Genomic DNA, 25,623 nt, shown 5'->3' with positions numbered 1-25,623 from the left:
TATTTTATGATGATATAGCGTATGAGTGATTAGGATGAATATTGAATTACGCTTTACTTTTGATGGATCAAAAGTAGAAAAATCCTTTCTTTAGCTGATGGTACCTGCCTGATACCACAGCTAAACCAGCGACAGCCATGCGGCTGGGGAAGATAGAATATTATGAGATTTACCTTCAAAAAACAAAAAATGTAGATGATTTCTCTACATATAAATATTGTCCTTTCTCTATTCCACAAAATAATGCGCGGCAAAATGGGCATCATTGCCAATAATGTCGTAGCAGTCCTCACGAATCGACATGCCTGCACACTGATGTCCCACCATCCATAAACCCAGCGTGGGTAACTGACCAGCAAACAATGGAGTCTCTACCCATTTTTGTACCACATAGCCATATTTATCATAGTCATCAAAATAGAAACTACCAGAAGCAGCCCCTTGATCTTGACCATCTTGCAACACTCGAATATTCGCCCCTTCCCTTGCTAAGATCGGTTTTTTCACCCATTTGCCAGAGAATTTTTGCTGGGGCTCAAAATGATGGGTCTCAACTAAAAGTGGGTGATTTGGATAGCGTTTCCAAAGCTCCACTAAAATCGCTTTATTAGAGAGCAGCATTTTCCAACATGGTTCGATCCAATTCGATTGCGGACTCAGATATTGAGAGAATGATTCTTCCCAAATCCATTCCCAAGGATATAACTTGAATAGGTTTTGAATCGGTCGATTATTTAGATCAACAAAACATTGTCCATTCCAGCCAATATTTTCCATTGAGAGTTCAGAGACCTGTAGATGTGCTTGAAAAGCGGTATCCATTAAATATTCTAGATTGCCCCAATCCTCTCGCCCTGCCTCCTGACAGGCTGCGAAATGCACGTGACTTCCTCGCGGTAGAATGGTTCGCCAACGCTTAATCAAGTCCTCGTGAATACTGTTAAACTGATCTCGATTCGAAATCCCAGATACTTGTTCGATCCATAGCCATTGTGCTACTGATGCCTCTAACAGTCCTGTGGGAGTATCAGCATTGTATTCCAGCATTTTGATATTGCGCCCATCATAGGCAAAGTCAAAGCGTCCATAAAGCATCGGCGCATTTTGTCGCCAAGACTGCTCGATTTGTGCAATTGCAGCAACTGGAATCTGAAAATAATTAGGATAATTACCGCGTTGAATCAAATCACTTGTCACAGCTAAACACATTTGATGCAGTTCATTAGCTGCATCTTCAAGCTGCTCAATTTGCTTCAGTGTAAATTCGTAGGCAATTCCTTCTGACCAGTAAATTGAGCCATCCAGTGAGGGTAAATTAAAGTAGTCAAAACCAATCTTTTGGTGCTCCAGTTGCCAGTCTGTGCGGGGGTTAAGATTTTTCTTTTCATCTTGAGTTTCAGTCTTTTAATTAGCCGCCAAATGATGAGCTGCCACGACCGAAACCGCCACGAATAGGTGATGATACAGAAGAGCGTTTTGCAGTGGTTGAAATTGAAGGTTGTCCCACACTGAGATTGGTATGTGGTCTCAAGGTGTTGCCTTTAAAAGAGACTTCACGATTATGTTGATAATATTGTGGTCCTAAATAACGCCCAGAACCAAAACCACCATAATAGCGAACGCCAGCAGTAGAACTTCCGCTTCCTGAGCCATTTTCTTCTTCACAAGTTTCAGTATTCCAGTCTGTTGCACAATCATATTGATTGTTATAAACATCTTGTACTAGCGGTCCATCATTGTGGCTACATGCAGTGAGTAGCAATGGCACCACCACAAGATTAATTTTTTTAGAACGCATGAGACCCCACTCATTTTAATTTGCTTGATCGACATAAATATGTGAGCAAGTCTTGTTTATTATGTTTCTGATTAGGAAAGATAAAAGCTTTAAGCCGCCATATGATATTGATCTGTTTTTTTAATGTACAGTCTATTTTTATGATTTAACTGTTCAGGCACCTGAATTTATCAAATGCCTGAATTCAACTGATTAAGATTGCAACTGCTTTTTATTATGACGTAATGATAGATAAGCAGTGATACTGAGTACCAGTACGATAAAGCCCAATGAAATCCAGATTGGCATATGGAATACATCCAGCAATAACATCTTCGCACCAATAAACAATAAGATAATGCCTAAACCATAAGGCAAATAATGTAATTTAGATGCAGCGCCAGCAAGTAAGAAGAACATTGCACGTAAACCCAAAATCGCCATTAAGTTCGCTGTTAATACAATGAACGGGTCACTGGTTACAGCGAAAATCGCAGGAATTGAGTCGACCGCAAAGATAACGTCGGAACCTTCAACCAAAATCAGAACTAAAAATAATGGTGTTGCCCACAACAAACCATCACGGCGAACAAAGAATTTTTCACCCTCAAGCTGTGGCGTGATACGCATATGTTTGCGTAACCATTTTAAGGTTTTGATATCTTCGATATTGGTTTCTTCGTCTTGTCCTTTTAGGAATTTAAAACCTGTATAAACAAGGAACGCACCGAAAATATAAAGTACCCAAGAAAATTCTTGTACGAACCAAGCCCCAATAAAGATAAAAATGGTTCTTAAGACAATTGCGCCGAGTACGCCGTACAGCAGGATTTTACGTTGCAATGCAGGTGGAATTGCAAAAGCTGCGAAGATCATCAGCCAAACGAAGACATTATCAATTGCTAGTGATTTTTCCAGTAGATAACCTGCGAAGTATTCCATGGTTTTTTGATTCGCAAGGGTGAGTCCTACTGTTTGCTGTAGATAGAGCCACAAGCCCCCACCAAATAGCACTGCTACAGTGACCCAAGCAATACTCCAGTAAGCGGCTTGCTTGATTGGAACATCTTGGTTTTGTTTTTGTTTAAAGCCTAAAAAATCGACCAAAAGCATGACTGTGACAAGGCCGAAGAATACGACATACAGCCATAGATTACCGATAGTTTCCATCACAACTCCATATCTAGCAACTGGGCATAAAAAAACCTTGACCAGTTGCCAGATGAATAAATACATCTGTTTCAACATGATCAAGGTCTTGCCTACATCACAAATCGATTGCGATGCTCAGAGTCCGACTTTTTGCAAAGTGTAATGACGAAGCTCTGACACCTAAGTATTTTAACTACACTACCTAGGTTTGGAGGAGGCTACTCCCCTTGTCAAACGAATTCTGTATGGATGGTGACATCCAAATGTGTGTATAGAATTACACATTTTTAGCAAATGTGCAAATCTTCAGCAAATTAGGTCAGGATTAAAAATTTTCAAAATCTCTGTGCGTAAAAATTGATGTCGAGGATTGTGTTTTACGTGCTCATGCCAATACATACCCATATTGATTTTGGGTAATTCAATCGGAAGAGCATGAATCTGTAAATCTTTTGAATAGTGTAGATGTTTCAGAATACTTTGAGGGATAGTCAGTATTGCATTTGGGTGCTGCGCTAAGACCTGTAAAGCTGTCGAATAGTGCTGACAGCGTAGAAAAATTTGCCGAGACAATTGGTGCCGATTAAGATAAATATCTTCCAATAATAACCCCGTACGCCGTGATGACACACCAATATGCGGTGATGATAAATAGAGCGATAAATTCATTTTAGTTTGCTGTGTGCAGACCACAAAATAATCTTCAATCAGGTTTTCAAACTGTAAATGAGCTTGATACGGTTGTACTAAGTCAATCACAAAATCGATTTGTTGTGCTGACAAATCAGCCAACATATTTTTACGATCAAGTTTAGAACTAAAAAACTGGATATTGAGATTTTGCTTGGCAAAGTGATTGACCAATTGAGGAAAAATAATGGGTTCGATTTCATCATGAATCGCGATTTTTATACTTTGTAGCATGCTCGGCCTAAAATCTTGCTGAGGCATAGCGATTTTTTGAATACTCAATAAAGCCATTTGAATCGGCTGATAAATCTGCTCAGCATAAGGCGTAGGCAGCATTTTTTGCCCACTACGCACAAACAGCTCATCTTTAAGTTGTACACGTAAACGTTGTAAAGCATGACTGACAGCAGATTGGCTGATACACAACAATTGGGCAGCTTTAGAAATGCTCTTTTGTTCAAAAATCGCAATAAACAGCGGATATAAATTAATATCAATACGATGAAAGTGAGCCACTTCCAATGGGCTAGTATTATGAATTTGATTCATAGTTTTGAATAAAATAAAATCATTTCATTCATAATAAATTTTCGCTTATGGTGATGTAAAGCAGCGAATCAAGCTTCGCCAAATTTTTACTTTGAGGGAAATGATGATGTTTGGATTGTCTGAACGCGCACAGGATTTTATTGCACGAACCAAAGCCTTTATCCAACAAGAAATTGAACCGATCGAAAAGGTATTTTGGGATGACGTCCATCATCGCAATGTGGATGGTGACTGGACCAAGTGGCAGTGGCCTGAACAATTACAACAATTGAAAGATAAGGCTAAAGCGGCTGGCTTATGGAATATGTTTTTGCCCGATGCGGAATTGGGTGCTGGTTTATCGGTTCAGGAATATGCGCATATTGCCGAACTGACTGGACGTAGCTTACTTGCACCCACCGTATTTAACTGTAATGCACCTGATAGCGGCAATATGGAAGTGTTATGGCGCTATGGTAGCGAGGCACAAAAACAGCAATGGTTGCAACCTTTGCTTGCAGGAGAAATCCGTTCAGTGTTCTGTATGACTGAACCCGCCGTGGCTTCCAGTGATGCCACTAATATGCAAGCCACGGCAGTGATTGATGGTGATGAAATCGTCCTGAATGGGCGTAAATGGTGGTCATCGGGCTTGGGTGATCCCAATGCCAAAGTGATTATCTTCATGGCTTATACCCCTGACGAGAGCAAAGACCGTCATCATCAACATTCGATGGTCTTAGTACCGATTGAAACGCAAGGCGTGACGATTGAAAGAATGTTGCCTGTGTTTGGTGATTACGATGCGCCACATGGACATGGGCAAGTTAGTTTTGACAATGTGCGTGTGCCAGTGAGCAACTTTATTGGCGGCGCTGGGCAAGGTTTTGAAATCGCTCAAGGGCGTTTAGGGCCAGGGCGTATTCACCATTGTATGCGTTGTATTGGCGCAGCTGAAAAAGCCTTAGAGTTGATGATTGATCGTGGCATGTCCCGTAAAGCCTTTGGCAAAGAATTATTAAAGTTGGGTGGGAATTTAGAACGTGTGGCAGAAGCCCGCGTGCAAATCGACCAAGCCCGTTTATTAACGCTGTATGCGGCTTACAAGATGGACACTTTAGGTAATATGGCGGCACTCACCGAAATTTCTGCAATCAAAGTGGTTGCACCAACCGTATTGCAAAATGTGGTGGATATGGCGATTCAGATTCATGGCGGCGAAGGTGTGTCACGTGATACACCACTGACTGCATTCTTTAATCAAGCACGCAGTTTACGTTTAGCTGATGGACCAGACGAAGTACATAAGGGCATGATTGCTAAACTAGAACTCAAAAAACGTGGCTATGGTCGTTGATAAGGATATAAGAAAATGGCAGTGATTGATGTGGGTGGTCAGGTTCGGCATGGCGAAGAACTGGATATTTCCGCAGTGGAAACGTGGTTAAAAGACCAAGGTATAAATCTACAAGGACAGGCACAAGTCACCCAATATTCGGGTGGTGCATCGAATTGGACTTATCGCCTGCAATATGACAATGCAGATCTAATTTTACGCCGTCCACCGAAAGGCACCAAAGCCAAATCAGCACATGATATGGAACGTGAATACAATGTGCAGAAGCATCTTGCGCCGTTCTACCCTGTCCTGCCTGAAATGATGGCACTGTGTCAGGACGAGAGCGTAATTGGCTGTGACTTCTATGTGATGAAACGGATCGAGGGCATTATTCCACGCGCCAATTTACCGAAAGAATTACAGTTAGATGAGCAACAGGTACAGCAATTGTGCCTGAATGTTCTAGATAAATTGATCGAGCTGCATCAAGTGCCGTATCAAGGTACAGAATTGGAACAACTGGGCAAAGGTGAAGGTTATTGTCGCCGTCAAGTCGAAGGTTGGGATGCACGTTATAGCAAAGCACTCACACCGAATGTTCCTGATTTTGCTTTTGTGCGTGAGTGGTTGTTGGAACATATTCCTGCCGATGCTAAAACTTGCGTAATTCATAATGACTGGCGTTTTGATAATGTCATTTTAGATCCACAACAACCTACAAAAGTGATTGGTGTGCTGGATTGGGAAATGGCAACACTCGGTGATCCATTGATGGATTTGGGCAGCGCCCTTGCCTACTGGATTCAAGAGGATGATGATGCGCTGATGAAATCAAGCCGCCGTCAACCGACCAATTTAAAAGGTATGCTGACACGTCAACAGGTGGTGGATTACTATCTGGAAAAAACAGGTTTGCAACCAACGAATTGGGCCTTTTATGAAGTGTTTGGTTTGTTCCGTTTAGCCGTGATTGCGCAACAGATTTATTATCGTTATTACCATCAGCAAACTGATAATCCCGCCTTTAAGGATTTTTGGATTTTGATTCATGCCTTACATATTCGGGCCTTAAAACTGATTGCGCAAAACAATACTGAAGCACGTCCATTGATTCCTGAATATGCTGCAAAACTACAGGATATTTTAAAACAATGAGCACGATTTATTTGGTGCGGCATGGGCAAGCGTCGTTTGGTGCAGCGAGCTACGATCAGCTTTCAGCTAAAGGTGAACAACAGGCACAGGTTGTGGGTGATTTTTTTAAACAAACCCTAAAACAAACGCCTTTAGTGGTTGCAGGTTCAATGCAACGTCATCAGCAGACGGCGCAACTCGCTTTATCGCAAAGTTTCCATGATGCATCCATTCAAACCGAATCGGCGTGGAATGAGTTTGATCATCAGCATGTCTTTGCTCAATATGAACCGCGTTTTAATCAGCCTGAATTGCTCAAACAAGATGTCGATTTGCTTGCCAATCCACGTGCTTATCTCGCTAAAATTTTTGATGGTGCGATTGATCGTTGGATTGGAGCGCAATATGACCATGAATATCATGAAACATGGTTAGGCTTTCAATCACGTGTTGAGCAAGCACTGCAATCGCTTTGCGAAAGTATTGATATGACAAAGCATCGTCAAGCCGTCGTATTTAGTTCAGGCGGCGTGATTTCTGTGGCGGTAGGTAAAGTATTGGGGTTGAATGCAAAGCAGATCTTTGCGCTAAATTGGTCGATTGCCAATGCCAGTATTACCACACTACGTTGGACAGATGGACGTTTGCAATTACTGAGCTTTAATGAGCATCATTATTTAAAAACACGTGATGCTGAACTTTTAACATGGATTTAAAAATATAGGTGGCAGGCATGGCAAAGACCATTTTAATTACAGGGGCAAGCTCGGGTTTGGGCGCAGGCATGGCGCGTGAATTTGCGGCTAAAGGTTACAATTTGGCATTGTGTGCACGACGTTTAGAGCGTTTAGAAACACTAAAGCAAGAATTACAAAGCCAGTATTCAATTCAAGTGGGTATCAAGGTATTGGATGTCACCCATTACGATGATGTGTTTACGGTATTTAAAGCGTTTCAGCAAGATTTTGGGACAATTGACCGAATTATTGTCAATGCAGGTGTGGGCGAAGGTCGTCGTATTGGTAAGGGGCATTTTGATGTAAACCGCGCTACGGCTGAAACCAATTTTATTTCGGCATTGGCGCAATGTGAAGCAGCAGTAGAAATCTTTAGAGCGCAAAATAAAGGGCATTTGGTGGTAATTTCTTCGATGAGTGCAATGCGTGGTTTACCGAAGCATTTATCGACTTATGCCGCCAGTAAGGCAGCGGTGGCACATTTGGCTGAAGGGATTCGTGCTGAGTTACTGCATACCCCAATTAAGGTCTCGACGATTTTCCCTGGTTATATTCGAACTGAGTTGAATGAAGGTGCGAAGAAGTTACCATTTGAGGTGGATGAGAAAACGGGTTGTAAGGCTTTGGTTAAAGCAATTGAGAAAGCGCCTGTGAAGGCGTATGTGCCACAATGGCCGTGGTTGCCAATGGGGATTGCAATGAAGATTTTGCCGTTGAAATTGGTAAATAAATTGAGTTAATTGCCATTAAAATGAATCGGAGATATCTCGATTTGGCAAATTTGCACAGCCTCATATAGGCTGAATAGTCGAGTTGTTTGGGTATAGGCGTTTCCTTACTTTTCATGGGTGAGGAGTTTACTCCGCAAGGTAACAAAAATCCTTTGTTGAGCAGAGAGTACGTCCATGTAACCCCTGCTCAACGGGCGGCATCCATGCCGCCTGTCACGGTATTAAATACCGTGACAAGATTGAATTATGAAAGTGTGCTATAGGCTAGATTATGACAAAGCCGTAATCAACTTTTGGTGTAATCCACCAAAACCACCATTCGACATAATCACCACAGCATCGCCCTCACCTGCTTCATTCACCACACGGGTAATGATCTCATCCAGCGAATGGCTGACTTCGGCCTTGTTTGGCGAAGCGGCAATCACAGGTTGTAAATCCCAGTCCAAGCCTTCTGGTTGATACCAGATCACTTCATCGGCTAAACGTGCAGAATGTGCCAACCCATCTTTATGGCTACCCATACGCATGGTGTTAGAGCGTGGCTCAATGATCGCCCACAGTTTACGCTCACCTAAACGCTTACGTGCGCCGTCCAGCGTGGTTTCAATTGCGGTTGGATGATGGGCAAAGTCATCATAGACTTCGATGCCACGCACCGTTCCTAACAGCTCCATACGGCGTTTAACGCCACCGAAGTTGGATAAGGCTTCACACGCCTGTTCAATCGTTACACCGACATGCTGAGCTGCGGCAATCGTTGCTAAAGCATTGGCAACACTGTGTTGCCCTGTCATGTTCCATTTCACTTCACCAATCACTTGACCGTGTTCAAGCACGTTAAAATGACTGCCATCAGCACTGATCAGCTCCGCAGATAAAGCAGCTTGGTCATTTGGTTCAAGACTGGTACGAACCACAGGCGTCCAGCAGCCCTGTTCTAGCACTTCATCAATATTGGTTTCAGTAATCGGCGCAATAATACGACCTTCACTTGGAATGGTACGCACTAAATGGTGAAACTGTTTTTGAATGGCAGCGAGGTCATCAAAGATGTCGGCATGATCAAATTCAAGGTTATTTAAAATCGCAGTTTTTGGATGATAGTGAACGAACTTAGAACGCTTATCGAAGAAGGCAGAATCATACTCATCGGCTTCTACACAGAAATATTTTCCACCACCTAAACGTGCGCTTTCGCTAAAACCCAGTGGTACGCCACCAATCAAAAAGCCAGGGTTTAAACCTGCTTGATCAAGCACCCAAGCCAGCATGGTCGTGGTTGTGGTTTTGCCATGTGTCCCTGCGACACCGAGTACATGTTTGCCTTGCAAGACATGGTCTGCCAAAAACTGTGGGCCAGAAATATAAGGCAGGCCTTCATTTAACATGTATTCAATCGCATCAATACCACGTTTCATGGCATTGCCGACGATCACAAGATCAGGATGCGGTTGTAAATGGCTACGGTCATAGCCCTGCATCAATTCAATACCTGCATTTTCCAGTTGAGTCGACATGGGTGGATAAACATTGGCATCTGAACCTGTGACTTTATGTCCTAAATCTCGTGCCAATAGAGCCAAAGACCCCATAAATGTGCCACAAATACCCAAAATATGCAGATGCATAATGCGCCTTCTCCACTGCTTTACATACAGCACTAATCTCGTGTGTATGATTGTCGTTATCAATAAAAATCAATCGCAACGATAGCAAGGCTGACATTGAAAAGATAGTCAAAATTCGTTGTTGTTATTAACTTAAAATTGAGTGATTTTAACGTTATTCTGATGTATTCAAATGCAAATGATTCAGCCCTTATTTTTATAAAAGGACATCCGATTGAGCCCTACACTTTTAGCATTATGTTTGTTGATCATTTCTAACTGTTTTATGACGATGGCGTGGTATGGGCATCTGAAAATTTTACACAATGCGCCGCTTTGGCAAGCGATTTTGTTTAGTTGGTTGATTGCTCTATTGGAATATAGTTTTATGATTCCTGCAACTAAACTATTAAATCAACAGGGTTGGAGTTTAGGGGAAATGAAGATCACCCAAGAGGTGGTTACACTCGTGGTATTTGTTCCCTTTATGGTTTTTCTGTTTAAACAACCATTCAAGTTGGATTATGTCTGGGCTATGCTTTGTTTGATGGGATGTGTTTATTTTGTTTTTCGTAATCAAACTTAATTTTTCAAGAAAGTCGTTAATGCGTTCTGTGGTTGGGGATGTTTGAAAAAACCGCTATAATATTTGCCAATTTATTCCTTCGTGCTTGGCGTAAGTCGAGATACTTCTCTATTTTTATCATGTTTTGGAAAAGCCAATGAATGCGGTCGCAACAGATAGCCAACCTTTAGTCGGAATTATCATGGGTTCTCAATCAGATTGGGCAACACTTGAACATACCGCTAATATGCTCAAACAATTGGGTGTTCCTTTTGAAGCTGAGGTGGTTTCTGCGCACCGTACCCCAAATCGTTTATTTGAATATGCTGAAACAGCACGTGATCGTGGTATTCAGGTGATTATTGCAGGTGCGGGTGGCGCTGCACATTTACCGGGGATGTGTGCTGCTAAAACTGATTTGCCTGTGCTTGGTGTGCCTGTTAAATCTTCAATTTTAAATGGCGTTGACTCATTGCTTTCGATTGTACAAATGCCAGCGGGTATTGCGGTAGGTACTTTGGCTATTGGTCAGGCTGGTGCAACCAATGCGGCAATTCTTGCAGCGCAAATTCTAGGTTTAACCCGCCCAGATATTGCTAAAAATGTGGCTGATTTCCGCACAGCTCAAACCGAAAAAGTATCGAACAATAACATTCCTGGTCAAGTATAACGGGGCCAATCATGAATAAAACCATCGGTATTTTTGGTGGTGGACAGCTTGGGCGCATGATGGCGCAAGCAGCTTTACCACTCAATATTCAATGTAGCTTTTTCGAAGCCGAAACAGACTGCCCAGCAGCTATTTTAGGTCCTGTATTTTCAAGTAAAAATCCAGAAGCACTACAAGATTTCATCGCAAGTGCCGATGTATTCAGTCTTGAATTTGAAAATACGCCTGTTGCTGATGTAGATGTTTTGACCCAAACCAAAACACTGCACCCTCCTCGCCTTGCTTTGGCGACGGCACAAAATCGCTTGGCAGAAAAAAGTTTGTTTGACGAACTCGGTATTCCAGTTGCACCGTATCGTGCTGTGGATAGCTTAGAGAGCTTAAAGCAAGCCGTGGCTGAACTGGGATTACCTATCGTATTAAAAACCGTAACAGGTGGCTACGATGGTAAAGGTCAGTTCGTATTACGTTCTGAAGATCAAATTGATACAGCTTGGGCTGAATTAGGGCCTGCCAAAAGCTTGATTGCAGAAAGTTTTGTGAAATTTAGCCGTGAAGTATCCATTATTGCGGTACGTGGTCAAGATGGTGATGTCAAAACATGGGCACTCGCCGAAAACCATCATCACAATGGTATCCTCTCTCACTCAATCGTTCCTGCACCGAATAGTGTTGATTTACAGCCAGTTGCACAAGACTATATTACTCGGTTGTTGAATCATCTTAATTATGTGGGTGTACTTACACTTGAATTATTCGTGACTGAACAAGGGCTTTATGCCAATGAAATGGCGTGTCGTGTTCATAATTCAGGACATTGGTCGATTGAAGGTGCGATGTGCTCGCAGTTTGAAAATCATATCCGTGCAGTAGCAGGCTTGCCGCTAGGAGCAACCGATGTTGTGCGTCCAACAGTGATGATCAATATCATTGGTCAACACCCGAAATCAGAAGATGTTTTAGCGCTGAAAGGTGCGCATTTACATCTTTATAATAAGTCTGAGCGTGCTGGTCGTAAGCTTGGTCATATTACTTTGATGCCGAACAATAGTGATGAATTGACCGTGTTATGCCGCCAATTAGCTCAGATTTTACCTATTCCATTGGCATTAACAGCGGATATGAACCTCTAAACTTATCCACAATAGCCAAAAAAGCGATCTTCGGGTCGCTTTTTTATCGTCTATTATTTTAAATTTAAAGTTTTAAATTCAAAAAATGTGCGATACCATTTTTGGAGTGCTGTGGATAACTTTAAGCTGGGCTTTTGAATTTAAAATAGTGTGAAAAATTTGAATTTAAATTATGCTGGGTTGTTGAGTGTTGTGGTTTAAATTCAAAAATATGCATTTTTTAAATTTAAAACCAAAGGTGTTGCTGTGTTTTGAATTTAAATTCTGAGGCTGTGGGTATCTGCTTTTGATTTTAATTTTATGAAATGTAAGGAATAGTGTGTGGGTTTGAGCTGTTTTAGTAAATTGGAATGAATTTAAATGAAGTATCTATTTTTGAATTCAAAAAACATGGTCGATATGAAGTTATTTTTTAAATTCAAAAATACAGATAGTGATTGATGCTTGTTTTGAATTTAAATGAAGGGTGTGGGTAACTTTTAAATTTAAAACGATGGTGGAGTTATGAATTTAAAAATTAGGCTTTAAATTTAAAAGACAATAAATGAATTCAAAGTTACGTTTCCAAACGGAACATAGTGCGGCTGCGTGTTAAGGTGAACAGGAAATTTAAATTTAAAAACTTTGGTTAAGACATGAAACATCATTTTTCTCTATTTATAGGCACTGCCTTATTTGCTTTACTTAATCAAGCGCATGCAGAACTCATTATTAATGGTGCAACGGTGTCAGCGACAACGACAGCACCATCCAACAGTACCTATTCACCAAATACAAATTTCCAGTCGTGTATTGCGAACTTGCGTTCTCAGGCCATCGCATCTGGGGTATCTGGTGCGATTTATGATCGTTATACACAAAACCTAAAGCCTGATTATTCAGTCATTGATAAATTAAATTACCAGCCTGAATTTTCTACTGCAATTTGGGACTATTTATCAGGTTTGGTTGATGATGAGCGTGTCCAAGTGGGCAAACAAAAACTTGCTCAACATCGTGCTGTTTTAAATCGAGTTGAACAGGCTTATGGTGTACCAGCAGAAACTGTAGTGGCGGTGTGGGGTGTGGAAAGTAACTACGGCGATATTTCAGGTAAATATCCATTATTGCAGGCTTTGGGAACGCTCAGTTGCGAGGGTCGCCGCCAAAGTTATTTCCGTAGTGAATTTTTTGCGACGATGCGTGTTTTACAGCGTGGTGATTTAACACAAGATCAACTCTATGGCTCATGGGCAGGGGCTTTTGGTCATACCCAGTTTATGCCATCGACCTACGAGCGCTTAGCAGTAGATTTTGATGGTGATGGTCGCCGTGATCTGGTTTCAAGTACCACAGATGCTTTGGCTTCGACGGCCAATTTCCTAAAACGGGCAGGGTGGCAAACAGGTATGCCATGGGGCTTTGAAGTGACAATTCCACAAGGTATGTCAGTTGCAGGTGAAAGCCGCCGTAATAAAAGGTCGCTGAATAGCTGGGTTGCACAGGGTGTGACTCGTGCGGATGGTACAGCTTTAATTCAAGGTAATTTATCGGGTAGTACGCCTGCTGGATTGATTTCACCTGCGGGCGCAAATGGTCCAATATTTTTGGTCTTTAAAAACTTTGATGCAATTTATAGCTATAACGCTGCTGAAAGTTATGGTTTAGCGATCGCTCATTTATCTGATCGTTTACGAGGTGGTACAGCATTTTTAACGTCTTGGCCAACGGATGATGCAGGGACTTCTCGAGCAGAGCGTCGCGAAATTCAGCAGTTTTTGGTCAAGCGAGGTTATGATATTGGTGTGGTGGATGGACTGATTGGAGACAAAAGTCGTCAAGCCATTCGCCAAGAGCAAACGCGCTTAGGCTTGAATCCTACAGGCCGTGCGGGACAACAGATTTTACGTGCATTTAGGCAAGAGCAAGCAAAACAAATGATGCAATAAATATATTTAAATAAAATAAGGTCTGCTTAAACACAGACCTTATTTTATTTAGGGCCCAGCATCTAATTTTATGGCTTCTAAAATATCAAAAATTACCGCAGTGACATCTTGGCTTAAATCACGATCATTAAAAATCTCGTAAGCAGTAATGGTCACATCTGTATCGCTAGGTAGTTGTTTTTGTTCTTCTTCAATCAGGTGTTCAATTGGCAAGAGCGTTTGTTTAACTTCGAGATGTAGAACTTCATTATAAGCAAGATTCTCATCTTCAAACTCTAATTCATGTTCATTGAAATAGGGGATCAAAATAGAATGAAGATACGGACTAAGATCCTGAATATCTAAGATTTCAATATCACGAGTCTGTTCAATCGTACTGATGTGGTCATTCACTTCAATGAGGATATGATAATAACTCATGCTGATCTCCATTAAGACTAAGATGATGTTTTGACACCACAATAACATGAATAAATCAAAAGAATCGACTCATTGTTACGATCTTTTTAAAAACATCAGCTTATAGATTTCTCATATCCTTATAACAGAGACTTAACGAGAAAAGCCGAGTAGTTCCAGATCGACATCTGCGAGTTGAAAGTTCTTCGCATCTTGTTCTTTGATTCTTGGATACATCAGTGATTTTGGATCTTTGGTATGCTTTAAACCTAGTGCATGTCCAAACTCATGTGCCAGAGTGAGGCGTAAATCATCCAGTGATGAAAATTCATAAATAAAAATCTGTTTACCATTGAAATGCCCTTTGTGAAACAAACGTGGCTGAAATGTTTGATTAAATTGATGAGCTGATGCTACAAGTTGCTTATTATTTTGATTGAGTTTTTGAATATCTCGATTAAGTTGCTGAGTTTTTTGATTATGAACTTGAATCTCTTGTTGTAGGGCGAATTCAGCCATAAAAGGCTATCTTGTTAATAATAAATCACGGTCAGCCTGAGTGAGACGGAAATGGTCCATCTCTTGATCTTTCATAATAGGGTACATTAACGCTTGAGGGCTGTTTGCATGTTGTAAACCAAGGGCGTGTCCTAGTTCATGTGCTAGTGTTAATCGTAAATCGTTATCTGATTCAAACTCATAGATTAAAATTTGTTTTCCATTAAATAAGCCTTTATGAAATAAATGTGGTTGAAAGCGTTGTTTGTATTGTTTGACTGAAGCATCTAGTTGTTGATCCAGTGAATTAAGTTCATCTATTTTTTGATTTAATTGAGTAATTCTTTGATTGTATTGATTCACTTCTTGTTGCACTAACTCAATATTACTAGGACTTACGCACTATTATTTATAGATTCTCTGTGGTAGGAGATGATTTTTATCGAGAATAAAGTCATCAATGAAGTCTTTGATGATTGGTCTAAATAATTTCTTCTGCCAACGATATACATTTTCAAAGATCCGCTCAAACTGGTTCTTTTGTATCTCGACGTAGGCCATCAAGGCTGCAAAAATATGATTCAAAATCAGTTTAGATCGTCTTACTTGAAACTTTTCAATATGACAAACCTGTTTAATCACTCGGTGATATTGCTCTATTTTCCAATGACTTGAATGTAATTCATGAAAACCCTCAAAGGACAATAAATCATCTTCATCTTGATGCACAATATAAAACCTCTGCTGTTCTTTTAACTGAGTCTTAAATAATTGTACAAAGCCAAAATCTTTGAGCCAGACCACTTGACCCTGATGAAAATCTGGCAATAAACGCAGTTGAAACCATTGTCCTTTTTCTGGGGAAACCTTACGGTTACAGTCGATACCAAACATAAATCGAATACCATATTTTCTTATGGTTTTTAGATTTCCAGTCGATGAATACCAACTATCACCTGTAATAAATTGAATCTTTGCACCCCAACTAAGTACTTCACTTAACATATCCATAAAGTAATCATTCTTGGTTTTACCCTCAGATTTGTCATAAATTCGGAAATTAATTGGAATATTTTGACCATTCTGATCTGTCGCATACAGGGTAATGAGATTAATCCCCTTGACGGATCGGTGGTGTTTGCCTGACCAAAAATAGCTAACCAAGTCCATATGTTGACTATATGGTTTATCTAAAACAGTATCATCAATACTGACTATAAGTTTATTATTATCAATATGTTGAATTGCTTCTTGATATAGGTCGTGAGGTGTGTAGTCTTCACGCTCCAGAAAGCGATTTACACTATCATGCGAGATATTATAAGTCTCGGCAAGTTGTGTGCAGCTAATAGAGTTCGGTTCTGTCATGAGAAAGCCCATATAAATGGGTAATGTACAAGTTGCTGTAGAAGCATGTTTAGTTCGTCTGATCACAGATACTTTATAAACTATTTTAATACTTTTTTGAATCCGTCAATGCGTAAGTCCTAATTACTTTGTAGCTCTTGTTGTTTTTGCTGAAAATATGTCGAATTCCCAGATGAAGATTGGTTGTGTTGAGCAGAAAGCTGCTCTTGATTATATTGCTGAATTTGTTGATTGAGTTGTTGTTGTTTTAAATCTAAAAATTGCTTACTCCGCATAATTTCTTGTTCAATTTGGTCTAATTGCTGTTTTTTATCTTTCCATACCTGTTGATTCGCTTCGAGTTGAGTTATATGTTCTCTGCGTTGTTCACTTTCTTGTTGGCGTTCATCGTAAATGAGGTGAATCGCGAGCTTTGCATTCGGATCATGGATAAAATAATCCTTTCCCGTACCATCTTTCCAGATCTGCGTGGCTTGCTGGCTAATGGCCTCGACCTGCTCAACACTGAGTTTAAAACGAGGATCTACCTCAGCGATTCGATAACGCAGGCGAGTATCTATTGGATGAGTGATACGGTCAGCTAATGAATTGAATTTTAGTTGAGGATGTTTCTGAGTTTGATAACTTAACCCTAATAAGAAAATAATTAACCCTGAAAAAATTAAAAAGCGCATGATTGTATTTTCTATTCTTCTGAAAATGAAATGAATCAGTTTAAGAGAGACTTTTGATCTAAATAAATTGAACTATAACAAGAATAAGAGATATCTGGAAAATATATCAACATGTATCACATTCTGCTTTAATGCATATTCTGAAGGAATAAATAAAATAAACATTAAGGCACAATATGCTGAAATATTTACTGAAAGCGCCTGATACTGCATGGACAGCAGATTCTCCTGCTGAGGCAAACGTTAAAAATTTAAAAATCAAATATTTGGGGACGGCGGGATTCATTCTTTCTGATCAGCATCGTACAGTTGTGCTTGATCCTTTTATCAGTCGTCCAAACTTAACCCAAACGTTTACTCAGCCTTTATTGAGTGATCCTGAATTAGTCAGACAACATATACCAAATGCAGATGATGTATTGATTGGGCATGCTCATTACGATCATATTTTAGATGCACCTGAGGTTTGTAAGCAAACAGGAGCACGTTTAATTGGATCCAAAGCGACTTTAATGTATGGACGTTCAGCAGGGTTGTCTGAACAGCAGATGCTTGAAACAAAAGGGCGGGAAACCATTGACTGTGGAAAATGGCAAGTTGTGGGTTTGCCATCCATTCATGGCAAAGCCTTGTTTGGTCGCGTGCCTTTACCAGGGGATATGACCACACCTCCGCCTTATCCGCCGAAATTTCATCATTTACGCCATGGTCAGGTCTTCAACTGGTGGGTTCATACGGGCAAACTCAGTGTGGTGCATATTGATTCAGCTGACTTTATCGAGCAGGAATTGCAGGGGCGAGAGGCTGATATTGTGTGTCTATGTGCGATTGGACGTAAATATCGCCCCAACTATGTTAAGGATGTAGTGCGGCTACTCAAGCCAAAATATATTATTCCGTGTCATTGGGATACCATGGTGACAGCGATTGATAAAACGCCAGAATTATTACCTGGTGTAAATATTCCCGAATTTATTGATGAAATTAAGGCCTGTGGCGTGATTCCCTTGTTTATGCCGATTTTGGGTGAGTTGTATTTTGATCAAAATAAATAAAATAGAAAGTATAAAAAACCGCGCTTTCGCGCGGTCTTTTGTTAAAGAGATAAATTATTTTTTATCATCTTTCACTTCTGTGAACTCAGCATCTACAACGCCATCGTCGGCTTTTTGTTGTTGACCCGCATCACCACCTTGGAATGCATTTGGATCAAAACCTTCTGCGCCGCCAGCACCTTGTGCTTGTTCATAAGCACGTTGAGTGATCGGCATCAAGATGTTTTGTAAAGCTTCAGTTTTCGCTTTGATGTCTTCAACATCATTTTCTTTGGTTGCTGCTTCAAGCTCAGAAACCGCAGTCGCGATTGCAGTTTTTTCATCTTCAGTGACTTTGTCACCAAGATCTTTCACTGCTTTGTTCGAGCTAGACACTAAAGCATCCGCTTCGTTGCGTGCTTTTGCTAACTCTTCAAACTTACGGTCTTCTTCAGCATTCGCTTCAGCATCTTTAATCATTGCTTCGATTTCAGCATCAGACAAACCTGAGTTTGCTTTAATCTGGATTGATTGCTCTTTACCAGTGCTCTTATCTTTAGCTGATACTTTTAAGATACCGTCAGCGTTGATGTCGAACGATACTTCAATTTGCGGTACGCCACGTGGAGCAGGTGGGATATCGCCTAATTGGAAGTTACCCAACAATTTGTTTTGTTGAGCCATTTTACGTTCACCTTGGTAAACAGAAATATCTACAGCAGGCTGGTTGTCAGCAGCAGTAGAGAACACTTGTGATTTCTTCGCAGGAATCGTCGTGTTCTTCTCAATGATTGGTGTTAATACACCGCCCATTGTTTCGATACCTAAAGTTAATGGTGTTACGTCTAATAAAAGAACGTCAGTTTTGTCGCCAGACAATACTGCACCTTGAATCGCCGCACCAATCGCAACTGCTTCGTCAGGGTTCACGTCTTTACGTGGCTCTTTACCAAAGAATTCTTGTACTTTTTGTTGTACAAGTGGCATACGAGACTGACCACCAACTAAAATTACGTCAGAGATGTCTGAAGTCGAAAGACCAGCATCTTTAAGCGCGATTTTGCAAGGCTCGATTGTACGAGCAACTAAATCAGCAACTAAACCTTCAAGTTTTGCACGCGTTACATTGATCACCAAGTGTTTAGGACCAGTTGCATCAGCAGTGATGTATGGAAGGTTGATTTCAGTTGCATTTGATGAAGAAAGCTCGATTTTTGCTTTTTCAGCAGCTTCTTTCAAACGTTGTAACGCAAGTGGATCATTTTTCAAGTTCACACTTTGTTCTTTCTTAAATTCTTCAACCAAGAATTCAATTAAAGCGTTATCGAAGTCTTCACCACCAAGGAAAGTATCACCGTTAGTCGATAACACTTCAATTTGTTGATCGCCATCAAGGTCTGCGATTTCAATGATTGATACGTCAAAAGTACCACCACCTAAGTCGTAAACTGCAACTTTACGGTCGCCTTCTTTCTTGTCCATACCGAACGCAAGAGCCGCAGCAGTTGGTTCGTTAATGATACGTTTAACATCAAGACCTGCAATTTTACCCGCATCTTTGGTTGCTTGACGCTGTGCATCGTTAAAGTAAGCAGGAACAGTAATAACTGCTTCTGTTACTGTTTCACCTAAATAATCTTCTGCAGTTTTTTTCATCTTTTTCAAGATTTCAGCAGAGATTTGTTGAGGAGCTAATTTTTTATCGTTTACTTCAACCCAAGCATCACCATTGTCAGCTTTGATGATTTTGTAAGGCACAAGACCGATATCTTTTTGTACCGCTTGGTCTTCATAACGACGACCGATTAAACGCTTAATCGCGAATAATGTATTTTTCGGGTTGGTTACAGCCTGACGCTTAGCACTTTGACCCACTAAGATCTCGCCATCTTTATAAGCGATGATCGATGGAGTTGTACGTGCGCCTTCAGCGTTTTCGATTACTTTTACTTTATCGCCTTCAAGTACAGCAACACATGAGTTGGTAGTACCTAAGTCAATACCAATAATTTTTGCCATTTGGTGTGTTCCTCTAAAATTCTGTTGTAATGTTTTGCTTGTTATTCGATATGAGAGTCAATCGGTTTTTTTCAAGCATTTTTATGAAAAAAAATCAAAAAACTCTCAAATTATTGTGTTTTGAGCAAAATTTTAAATGCTCAATGTCAATCTATTGACCAACCATCACCATTGCTGGGCGGAGTAGGCGACCATTTAAGGTGTAACCTTTTTGCAATACGGTGCCGATTTGGTTCGCTTGAGCGTTTGGATCGATACCGACTGCTTGATGAAGGTCTGCGTTGAAACCATTTTGTGTATCTGCTTCAACCACACCAAATTTTTCCAGTGTGGTCAGTAGCGATTTCAAAGTCAGTTTTACACCTTCAAGTAAAGGTGTTTGTTCATCACCAGCGGCTTGAATCGCACGTTCAAGATTGTCGACTGAATCCAACAACTCTTTAGCAAATTTCTCAAGAACGGTATCTTTGTGTTTTTCAGATTCACGCTGGATACGTTCAACACTCTTTTGTGCTTCGTACACGGCATTTGCGGTACGGGCTTTTTCAAGTTTCAAGCTTTCTTCGAGTTTGGTGATTTGCGCTTGTAAATCTTCAACGCTAAGCTCGTTTGCTTGCTCTACACCTTCAGCTTGAGTTTGTTCAGTTTGTTGCTCATTTTGAATGTCTTGAGCTTGCTCATTTTGCTCATTAGCCATTGATGATCTCCGTTGAAAAAAGTTCTTAAACATGTACAGTCCTTTTGGCGTGAATGCTCATAGGGTTAAACCCGAACTGCCACATATTGGTCATTCATAGATAGGGATGAAGTATGGGCAAGGCGACAAAATTCAAGCGTTCAGGTTGATTTAAATCTTTTAATTTTGCTGATTTAAGTAAAAATTTAAGTTTTCGATGACAAAAGCAATAAATTCTTGTGTGATTTTCGGTAAATGTTGCCTTGATGCATAGACTAACCACAAGGTTAGGTCAGGTGCAGAAAAATCTGTAAATACCTGTTGCAAACGTTGTTGTGCAATATCCTGACGCACCAATAGCGTTGGTAACATGGCAATGCCTTCTGCTTTGAGACACATTTGATACAGCGCAATCACATTATTACTTTTAAACGTATTGATAAAGCATACCATTGCGTAGCAGGATCAAACCAAATGGCAATATTTCCGCGATGAAAAGCCTTTACAGATAGGTTTGTGCAACAAAGCCATTAGAAATATTAAAAAATCAGAAAATACCTCTTTTACCTGTGCTTGAGCTTGGCTATTGGCATGAAAGGCAAGCAGTGATTAGCAAAATGGTTAATGACTTTTTAAGATAAGCCATTTAGGTTACAGCATGATTTTGAATTCTTTATCTTGATCTAGGACTTTATAACAGCATATAGTCGATATGAACAAGAACTATGGACAGGGCGAAAAAGGGGAAGAACGTGTCAGCATTACCTCAAAAAATTCAAACGATTTTAGATAAAGGACAAGGTCCTGCTGCACGAGCGCTAGATAAGCTGCCTAAGATTGTACAAGAATCATTGGCGAAAGTTTTAGGCTACCCATATCAATATCCAGATTTGGATGCTTTTACAAAATGCTTAATAGCAGTTCAAATTAAACAAGGGCGTGTTGGTTTTATTGGAGATGATCCGATCGAATCTCGCCGTCAATTTGATACACAAATGTTAGCGATTTTAAATAAATCGACTTCTATACAATCGATAGAAGATATACGTCTGCCTTTACAGAGTGGCACTGTTTTCGCAAGGCATTATCATCCTGCACCTAATAAAAAATTACCGATGATCGTGTTCTATCACGGTGGTGGTTTCGTCGTTGGTGGTTTAGATACGCATGATGAAGCCTGTCGACTCATTGCGAAGTACGCAAAAGTACAAGTTCTGAGTATCGATTATCCGCTTGCACCAGAAGCATCTCCGCAGTTACTCATTAAATCTTGTGATGATGCATTAGCATGGGTGTATCAAAATCGTCGTCAGCTAAAAATTTATAAAAATCGTATCGCTGTTGCTGGAGATAGTGCAGGAGGAAATATTAGTACTGTAGTTGCACAGCATGCGGTTGGTAAATCATATGCACCACAAGCTCAGTTGTTGTTTTATCCTGTTGTAGATTTTAAAAGTAAACATCCTTCTTTTTATGCCTATGGTCAGGGTCTGGTGTTAACCAGTAAAGATGTAGATTACGTCACTAAATATTATTCAACACAGCATCAAGTTGCGTTAGATGATCCATTAATCTCACCTACGTATGGAAGTCTTAAAAAACTAGCTCCAGCATTTGTGGTAACAGCAGGGCATGATTTATTACATGATGAAGGTGAGATTTATAGCCATAAACTAAGACAAAGTGGTGTTAAAGTGTATTATGTAGATTATCCAGATCAAACGCATGGATTTATTAATCTCACACCGATTTCGAGTAAAGCTAAACGCAATACAATCGAAATCGCTAAAAACTTCAGAAAGTTTTGGGATAAACACAATTAAATTAATCAGCCTATGTTTCACGTGGAACATAGGTTTTTTTATTAGTAAATAACAAATAGAAATAGCAAAAATAAATTTGTAAAACTAATATTGAGAAGTACAACAAATCACTCGTTAAAATCAGAGAAAAGCAATCATGAAAAAGTTGTTGATGACAACCAGTCTATTATTAGTAAGCAGCCATTTATTTGCCAACACAATGGTTGATATGAAAACCAGTATGGGAAATATTGAAATTGAACTTTTTAACGATAAAGCACCTGTATCAGCAAAAAATTTTGAAAGCTATGTAAAAAGTAACTTTTATGCTGGAACTATTTTTCATCGAGTCATCCCAGGATTTATGATTCAAGGCGGGGGGATGGATGCCAATATGATTGAGAAGGTAACTAAAGCACCTATTAGTAATGAAGCAAGCAATGGCTTGAAAAATACGCGCGGTACATTGGCAATGGCTCGTACTAGTGATCCTAACTCTGCTACGAGTCAATTTTTTATTAACGTTGCTGACAACACTTTCCTAAATCGGTCACAAATGGATGCTGGTTATGCTGTATTTGGTAAGGTAACGAAAGGAATGAATATTGTTGATAAAATTGTTAGTGTTCCTACAGGTAACTATGGAATGCATCAAAATGTCCCTAAACAGCCGATTAAAATCATTAGTGTTCAGATAAAGAACAAGAAGTAAAAATTAAAGCAGAAATATTTTTAAATATTTCTGCTTTAATTCAATTTGATCATCAAAATTAGGTGAAATTACATCCATATTTTTAATTAAGTCATTAAATTACAGTTATTTATGTTGGTTAAATTCACTTTTAAGATAATTAATAAATTTTAAATTATATAAATCAGTAAATTAGGTAGGTTGAAGTTTAAAAAAAAAACAACCGAATTTTAAATTTTCTAAAAGTGCTTGCGTGTGTTTTGAAATGGTGTAGAATGCACATCCATCGGCGGTGATGCAGATAAAAACTTGTTGATAAACAAGGATTTGGCTAGATAGGTTAGGTTCTTGGGTTGATTAGTGAGTTTTAAAAATATCGAAATTACCTGTTGACTTTAATTTAGATTAGAGTAACATAGCCGACCTAGCTTGGTGATGACGAATCATCGAGAAGATCATTAAGAGAATAGAAGAACAACTTGTGTGGATTTTTACTGATTGATCAATCGAAAATATTTCATTGATTGAATGGTAGAAATTTCTCGAAGTTTATTTGAGCGAATTTTTAGTCAGAAAATTGATGAGCCAGATTTAGTACTTTTAGTAAAGTACAAATGATTTTAAACTGAAGAGTTTGATCATGGCTCAGATTGAACGCTGGCGGCAGGCTTAACACATGCAAGTCGAGCGGGGTGAGGTGCTTCGGTACTGATCCTAGCGGCGGACGGGTGAGTAATGCTTAGGAATCTGCCTATTAGTGGGGGACAACATTCCGAAAGGAATGCTAATACCGCATACGTCCTACGGGAGAAAGCAGGGGATCTTCGGACCTTGCGCTAATAGATGAGCCTAAGTCGGATTAGCTAGTTGGTGGGGTAAAGGCCTACCAAGGCGACGATCTGTAGCGGGTCTGAGAGGATGATCCGCCACACTGGGACTGAGACACGGCCCAGACTCCTACGGGAGGCAGCAGTGGGGAATATTGGACAATGGGCGGAAGCCTGATCCAGCCATGCCGCGTGTGTGAAGAAGGCCTTTTGGTTGTAAAGCACTTTAAGCGAGGAGGAGGCTACCTAGATTAATACTCTGGGATAGTGGACGTTACTCGCAGAATAAGCACCGGCTAACTCTGTGCCAGCAGCCGCGGTAATACAGAGGGTGCGAGCGTTAATCGGATTTACTGGGCGTAAAGCGTGCGTAGGCGGCTGATTAAGTCGGATGTGAAATCCCTGAGCTTAACTTAGGAATTGCATTCGATACTGGTCAGCTAGAGTATGGGAGAGGATGGTAGAATTCCAGGTGTAGCGGTGAAATGCGTAGAGATCTGGAGGAATACCGATGGCGAAGGCAGCCATCTGGCCTAATACTGACGCTGAGGTACGAAAGCATGGGGAGCAAACAGGATTAGATACCCTGGTAGTCCATGCCGTAAACGATGTCTACTAGCCGTTGGGGCCTTTGAGGCTTTAGTGGCGCAGCTAACGCGATAAGTAGACCGCCTGGGGAGTACGGTCGCAAGACTAAAACTCAAATGAATTGACGGGGGCCCGCACAAGCGGTGGAGCATGTGGTTTAATTCGATGCAACGCGAAGAACCTTACCTGGCCTTGACATACTAGAAACTTTCCAGAGATGGATTGGTGCCTTCGGGAATCTAGATACAGGTGCTGCATGGCTGTCGTCAGCTCGTGTCGTGAGATGTTGGGTTAAGTCCCGCAACGAGCGCAACCCTTTTCCTTACTTGCCAGCATTTCGGATGGGAACTTTAAGGATACTGCCAGTGACAAACTGGAGGAAGGCGGGGACGACGTCAAGTCATCATGGCCCTTACGGCCAGGGCTACACACGTGCTACAATGGTCGGTACAAAGGGTTGCTACCTAGCGATAGGATGCTAATCTCAAAAAGCCGATCGTAGTCCGGATTGGAGTCTGCAACTCGACTCCATGAAGTCGGAATCGCTAGTAATCGCGGATCAGAATGCCGCGGTGAATACGTTCCCGGGCCTTGTACACACCGCCCGTCACACCATGGGAGTTTGTTGCACCAGAAGTAGGTAGTCTAACCGCAAGGAGGACGCTTACCACGGTGTGGCCGATGACTGGGGTGAAGTCGTAACAAGGTAGCCGTAGGGGAACCTGCGGCTGGATCACCTCCTTAACGAAAGATTGACGATCGGTAAGAATCCACAACAAGTTGTTCTTCGAAGATGTATCTGAGGGTCTGTAGCTCAGTTGGTTAGAGCACACGCTTGATAAGCGTGGGGTCACAAGTTCAAGTCTTGTCAGACCCACCACTACTGACGAAGTGATGAATAATCACAAGCTGCTAGATAAAAAGATATGTCGTTCATTATGATTAAAGCTGGGGACTTAGCTTAGTTGGTAGAGCGCCTGCTTTGCACGCAGGAGGTCAGGAGTTCGACTCTCCTAGTCTCCACCACGAATTAAATGAAATATTTAATTCAAA

Annotated in this window: 20 protein-coding genes, 2 tRNA genes, 1 rRNA gene and 4 pseudogenes; 14 read left to right on the top strand and 13 right to left on the bottom strand. The window is 40.7% G+C overall.

Features of this window, described 5'->3' with window-relative positions; genetic code table 11:
• Positions 1-228: 228 nt before the first annotated feature.
• The 4 genes from F908_RS05830 to F908_RS05815 all read right to left on the bottom strand — a co-directional run bounded on the left by F908_RS05830 (position 229) and on the right by F908_RS05815 (position 4,168).
• On the bottom strand, positions 229-1,350 hold the full coding sequence (locus F908_RS05830; RefSeq protein ID WP_051064410.1) for a glutathionylspermidine synthase family protein: 1,122 nt from the start codon (positions 1,348-1,350) through the stop codon (positions 229-231).
• 58 nt (positions 1,351-1,408) lie between these two features.
• Positions 1,409-1,798 carry a hypothetical protein gene (locus F908_RS05825; protein ID WP_005158849.1) on the bottom strand — a complete coding sequence of 130 codons (390 nt, stop codon included), beginning with the start codon at positions 1,796-1,798 and terminating at the stop codon, positions 1,409-1,411.
• 192 nt (positions 1,799-1,990) lie between these two features.
• Positions 1,991-2,947 (bottom strand): TerC family protein, encoded by a 957-nt coding sequence (locus F908_RS05820; protein WP_005158847.1) that lies wholly within the window; start codon positions 2,945-2,947, stop codon positions 1,991-1,993.
• A 288-nt stretch (positions 2,948-3,235) separates the two neighbouring features.
• On the bottom strand, positions 3,236-4,168 hold the full coding sequence (locus tag F908_RS05815; protein WP_005158846.1) for a LysR family transcriptional regulator: 933 nt from the start codon (positions 4,166-4,168) through the stop codon (positions 3,236-3,238).
• Between the two features lie 106 nt (positions 4,169-4,274).
• On the opposite strand from F908_RS05815, the gene F908_RS05810 reads away from it, so the two are divergent.
• Genes F908_RS05810 through F908_RS05795 form a run of 4 tightly spaced genes read left to right on the top strand, consistent with a single transcriptional unit; the run spans position 4,275 to position 8,097 of the window.
• On the top strand, positions 4,275-5,504 hold the full coding sequence (locus tag F908_RS05810; protein ID WP_171063553.1) for an acyl-CoA dehydrogenase family protein: 1,230 nt from the start codon (positions 4,275-4,277) through the stop codon (positions 5,502-5,504).
• A 15-nt stretch (positions 5,505-5,519) separates the two neighbouring features.
• Positions 5,520-6,641 (top strand): phosphotransferase family protein, encoded by a 1,122-nt coding sequence (locus F908_RS05805; protein ID WP_005158839.1) that lies wholly within the window; start codon positions 5,520-5,522, stop codon positions 6,639-6,641.
• Positions 6,638-7,336 (top strand): histidine phosphatase family protein, encoded by a 699-nt coding sequence (locus tag F908_RS05800; protein WP_005158837.1) that lies wholly within the window; start codon positions 6,638-6,640, stop codon positions 7,334-7,336. The genes F908_RS05805 and F908_RS05800 overlap by 4 nt, the downstream gene beginning before the upstream one ends.
• A gap of 17 nt (positions 7,337-7,353) precedes the next feature.
• Positions 7,354-8,097 (top strand): SDR family oxidoreductase, encoded by a 744-nt coding sequence (locus tag F908_RS05795; RefSeq protein ID WP_005158834.1) that lies wholly within the window; start codon positions 7,354-7,356, stop codon positions 8,095-8,097.
• A gap of 260 nt (positions 8,098-8,357) precedes the next feature.
• On the opposite strand, the gene mpl is transcribed toward F908_RS05795, so the two are convergent.
• Complete coding sequence (gene mpl / locus F908_RS05790) at positions 8,358-9,719, bottom strand: UDP-N-acetylmuramate:L-alanyl-gamma-D-glutamyl-meso-diaminopimelate ligase (RefSeq protein WP_005158831.1); 1,362 nt, start codon at positions 9,717-9,719, stop codon at positions 8,358-8,360.
• A 265-nt stretch (positions 9,720-9,984) separates the two neighbouring features.
• On the opposite strand from mpl, the gene F908_RS05785 reads away from it, so the two are divergent.
• The 4 genes from F908_RS05785 to F908_RS05770 all read left to right on the top strand — a co-directional run bounded on the left by F908_RS05785 (position 9,985) and on the right by F908_RS05770 (position 13,994).
• Entirely contained in the window at positions 9,985-10,284 is a 300-nt protein-coding gene (locus F908_RS05785) for a DMT family protein (RefSeq protein WP_034602641.1), read from the top strand.
• Between the two features lie 136 nt (positions 10,285-10,420).
• On the top strand, positions 10,421-10,933 hold the full coding sequence (gene purE, locus F908_RS05780; protein ID WP_005158826.1) for a 5-(carboxyamino)imidazole ribonucleotide mutase: 513 nt from the start codon (positions 10,421-10,423) through the stop codon (positions 10,931-10,933).
• Between the two features lie 11 nt (positions 10,934-10,944).
• Complete coding sequence (locus F908_RS05775) at positions 10,945-12,066, top strand: 5-(carboxyamino)imidazole ribonucleotide synthase (RefSeq protein WP_005158824.1); 1,122 nt, start codon at positions 10,945-10,947, stop codon at positions 12,064-12,066.
• A 635-nt stretch (positions 12,067-12,701) separates the two neighbouring features.
• On the top strand, positions 12,702-13,994 hold the full coding sequence (locus F908_RS05770) for a lytic murein transglycosylase (protein ID WP_005158822.1): 1,293 nt from the start codon (positions 12,702-12,704) through the stop codon (positions 13,992-13,994).
• Between the two features lie 48 nt (positions 13,995-14,042).
• Here the strand turns inward: F908_RS05770 and F908_RS05765 are convergent, their stop codons facing one another.
• The 5 genes and pseudogenes from F908_RS05765 to F908_RS05745 all read right to left on the bottom strand — a co-directional run.
• Positions 14,043-14,426, bottom strand: coding sequence for a hypothetical protein (locus F908_RS05765; RefSeq protein WP_155756599.1), 384 nt, complete (start codon positions 14,424-14,426; stop codon positions 14,043-14,045).
• 120 nt (positions 14,427-14,546) lie between these two features.
• Positions 14,547-14,897, bottom strand: a pseudogene (locus F908_RS05760) (matrixin family metalloprotease); the annotation flags it as partial.
• A 21-nt stretch (positions 14,898-14,918) separates the two neighbouring features.
• A pseudogene (locus tag F908_RS05755) lies at positions 14,919-15,278 on the bottom strand (matrixin family metalloprotease); the annotation flags it as partial.
• 18 nt (positions 15,279-15,296) lie between these two features.
• Positions 15,297-16,325, bottom strand: coding sequence for an IS701 family transposase (locus tag F908_RS05750; protein ID WP_081399852.1), 1,029 nt, complete (start codon positions 16,323-16,325; stop codon positions 15,297-15,299).
• A 56-nt stretch (positions 16,326-16,381) separates the two neighbouring features.
• Positions 16,382-16,933 (bottom strand): annotated as a pseudogene (locus tag F908_RS05745) (matrixin); the annotation flags it as partial.
• Between the two features lie 176 nt (positions 16,934-17,109).
• Here F908_RS05745 and F908_RS05740 point away from each other — a divergent pair.
• Positions 17,110-17,988, top strand: a complete 879-nt coding sequence (locus F908_RS05740; RefSeq protein WP_005158809.1) for an MBL fold metallo-hydrolase — start codon at positions 17,110-17,112, stop codon at positions 17,986-17,988.
• 54 nt (positions 17,989-18,042) lie between these two features.
• Here F908_RS05740 and dnaK read toward each other — a convergent pair whose 3' ends face one another.
• From dnaK to F908_RS05725, 3 genes and pseudogenes are all read right to left on the bottom strand, one after another.
• On the bottom strand, positions 18,043-19,986 hold the full coding sequence (gene dnaK / locus F908_RS05735; protein WP_004949942.1) for a molecular chaperone DnaK: 1,944 nt from the start codon (positions 19,984-19,986) through the stop codon (positions 18,043-18,045).
• A gap of 151 nt (positions 19,987-20,137) precedes the next feature.
• Positions 20,138-20,683, bottom strand: coding sequence for a nucleotide exchange factor GrpE (gene grpE / locus F908_RS05730; RefSeq protein ID WP_005158808.1), 546 nt, complete (start codon positions 20,681-20,683; stop codon positions 20,138-20,140).
• 159 nt (positions 20,684-20,842) lie between these two features.
• A pseudogene (locus F908_RS05725) lies at positions 20,843-21,097 on the bottom strand (LysR substrate-binding domain-containing protein); the annotation flags it as partial.
• A 317-nt stretch (positions 21,098-21,414) separates the two neighbouring features.
• Between F908_RS05725 and F908_RS05720 the strand changes: the two are divergent.
• The 5 genes from F908_RS05720 to F908_RS05700 all read left to right on the top strand — a co-directional run bounded on the left by F908_RS05720 (position 21,415) and on the right by F908_RS05700 (position 25,596).
• A complete protein-coding gene (locus tag F908_RS05720) occupies positions 21,415-22,485 on the top strand; it encodes an alpha/beta hydrolase (RefSeq protein ID WP_005158805.1) in 1,071 nt (356 codons plus the stop codon).
• 136 nt (positions 22,486-22,621) lie between these two features.
• On the top strand, positions 22,622-23,176 hold the full coding sequence (locus F908_RS05715) for a peptidylprolyl isomerase A (protein ID WP_005158803.1): 555 nt from the start codon (positions 22,622-22,624) through the stop codon (positions 23,174-23,176).
• 601 nt (positions 23,177-23,777) lie between these two features.
• A 16S ribosomal RNA gene (locus F908_RS05710) occupies positions 23,778-25,314 on the top strand.
• A 59-nt stretch (positions 25,315-25,373) separates the two neighbouring features.
• A tRNA-Ile gene (locus F908_RS05705) sits at positions 25,374-25,450 on the top strand.
• 70 nt (positions 25,451-25,520) lie between these two features.
• Positions 25,521-25,596: transfer RNA gene (locus tag F908_RS05700), tRNA-Ala, on the top strand.
• Positions 25,597-25,623: the final 27 nt, after the last annotated feature.

It is taken from the genome of Acinetobacter sp. NIPH 284 (assembly GCF_000369425.1).
Taxonomy (GTDB): Bacteria; Pseudomonadota; Gammaproteobacteria; order Pseudomonadales; family Moraxellaceae; genus Acinetobacter.
Note: the sequence above shows the minus strand (reverse complement) of the source record. Positions and strands in the feature narration are given on the sequence as shown.

What these genes read in the sequence shown, in the direction of transcription:
- F908_RS05770 (WP_005158822.1), top strand. Translation starts at nt 12,702, where the DNA reads ATGAAACATCATTTTTCTCTATTTATAGGCACTGCCTTATTTGCTTTA.
- F908_RS05810 (WP_171063553.1), top strand. Translation starts at nt 4,275, where the DNA reads ATGTTTGGATTGTCTGAACGCGCACAGGATTTTATTGCACGAACCAAA.
- F908_RS05825 (WP_005158849.1), bottom strand. Translation starts at nt 1,798, where the DNA reads ATGCGTTCTAAAAAAATTAATCTTGTGGTGGTGCCATTGCTACTCACT.
- F908_RS05820 (WP_005158847.1), bottom strand. Translation starts at nt 2,947, where the DNA reads ATGGAAACTATCGGTAATCTATGGCTGTATGTCGTATTCTTCGGCCTT.
- mpl (WP_005158831.1), bottom strand. Translation starts at nt 9,719, where the DNA reads ATGCATCTGCATATTTTGGGTATTTGTGGCACATTTATGGGGTCTTTG.
- F908_RS05795 (WP_005158834.1), top strand. Translation starts at nt 7,354, where the DNA reads ATGGCAAAGACCATTTTAATTACAGGGGCAAGCTCGGGTTTGGGCGCA.
- grpE (WP_005158808.1), bottom strand. Translation starts at nt 20,683, where the DNA reads ATGGCTAATGAGCAAAATGAGCAAGCTCAAGACATTCAAAATGAGCAA.
- dnaK (WP_004949942.1), bottom strand. Translation starts at nt 19,986, where the DNA reads ATGGCAAAAATTATTGGTATTGACTTAGGTACTACCAACTCATGTGTT.
- F908_RS05775 (WP_005158824.1), top strand. Translation starts at nt 10,945, where the DNA reads ATGAATAAAACCATCGGTATTTTTGGTGGTGGACAGCTTGGGCGCATG.
- F908_RS05815 (WP_005158846.1), bottom strand. Translation starts at nt 4,168, where the DNA reads ATGAATCAAATTCATAATACTAGCCCATTGGAAGTGGCTCACTTTCAT.
- F908_RS05785 (WP_034602641.1), top strand. Translation starts at nt 9,985, where the DNA reads ATGACGATGGCGTGGTATGGGCATCTGAAAATTTTACACAATGCGCCG.
- F908_RS05800 (WP_005158837.1), top strand. Translation starts at nt 6,638, where the DNA reads ATGAGCACGATTTATTTGGTGCGGCATGGGCAAGCGTCGTTTGGTGCA.
- F908_RS05765 (WP_155756599.1), bottom strand. Translation starts at nt 14,426, where the DNA reads ATGGAGATCAGCATGAGTTATTATCATATCCTCATTGAAGTGAATGAC.
- F908_RS05715 (WP_005158803.1), top strand. Translation starts at nt 22,622, where the DNA reads ATGAAAAAGTTGTTGATGACAACCAGTCTATTATTAGTAAGCAGCCAT.
- F908_RS05805 (WP_005158839.1), top strand. Translation starts at nt 5,520, where the DNA reads ATGGCAGTGATTGATGTGGGTGGTCAGGTTCGGCATGGCGAAGAACTG.
- F908_RS05740 (WP_005158809.1), top strand. Translation starts at nt 17,110, where the DNA reads ATGCTGAAATATTTACTGAAAGCGCCTGATACTGCATGGACAGCAGAT.
- purE (WP_005158826.1), top strand. Translation starts at nt 10,421, where the DNA reads ATGAATGCGGTCGCAACAGATAGCCAACCTTTAGTCGGAATTATCATG.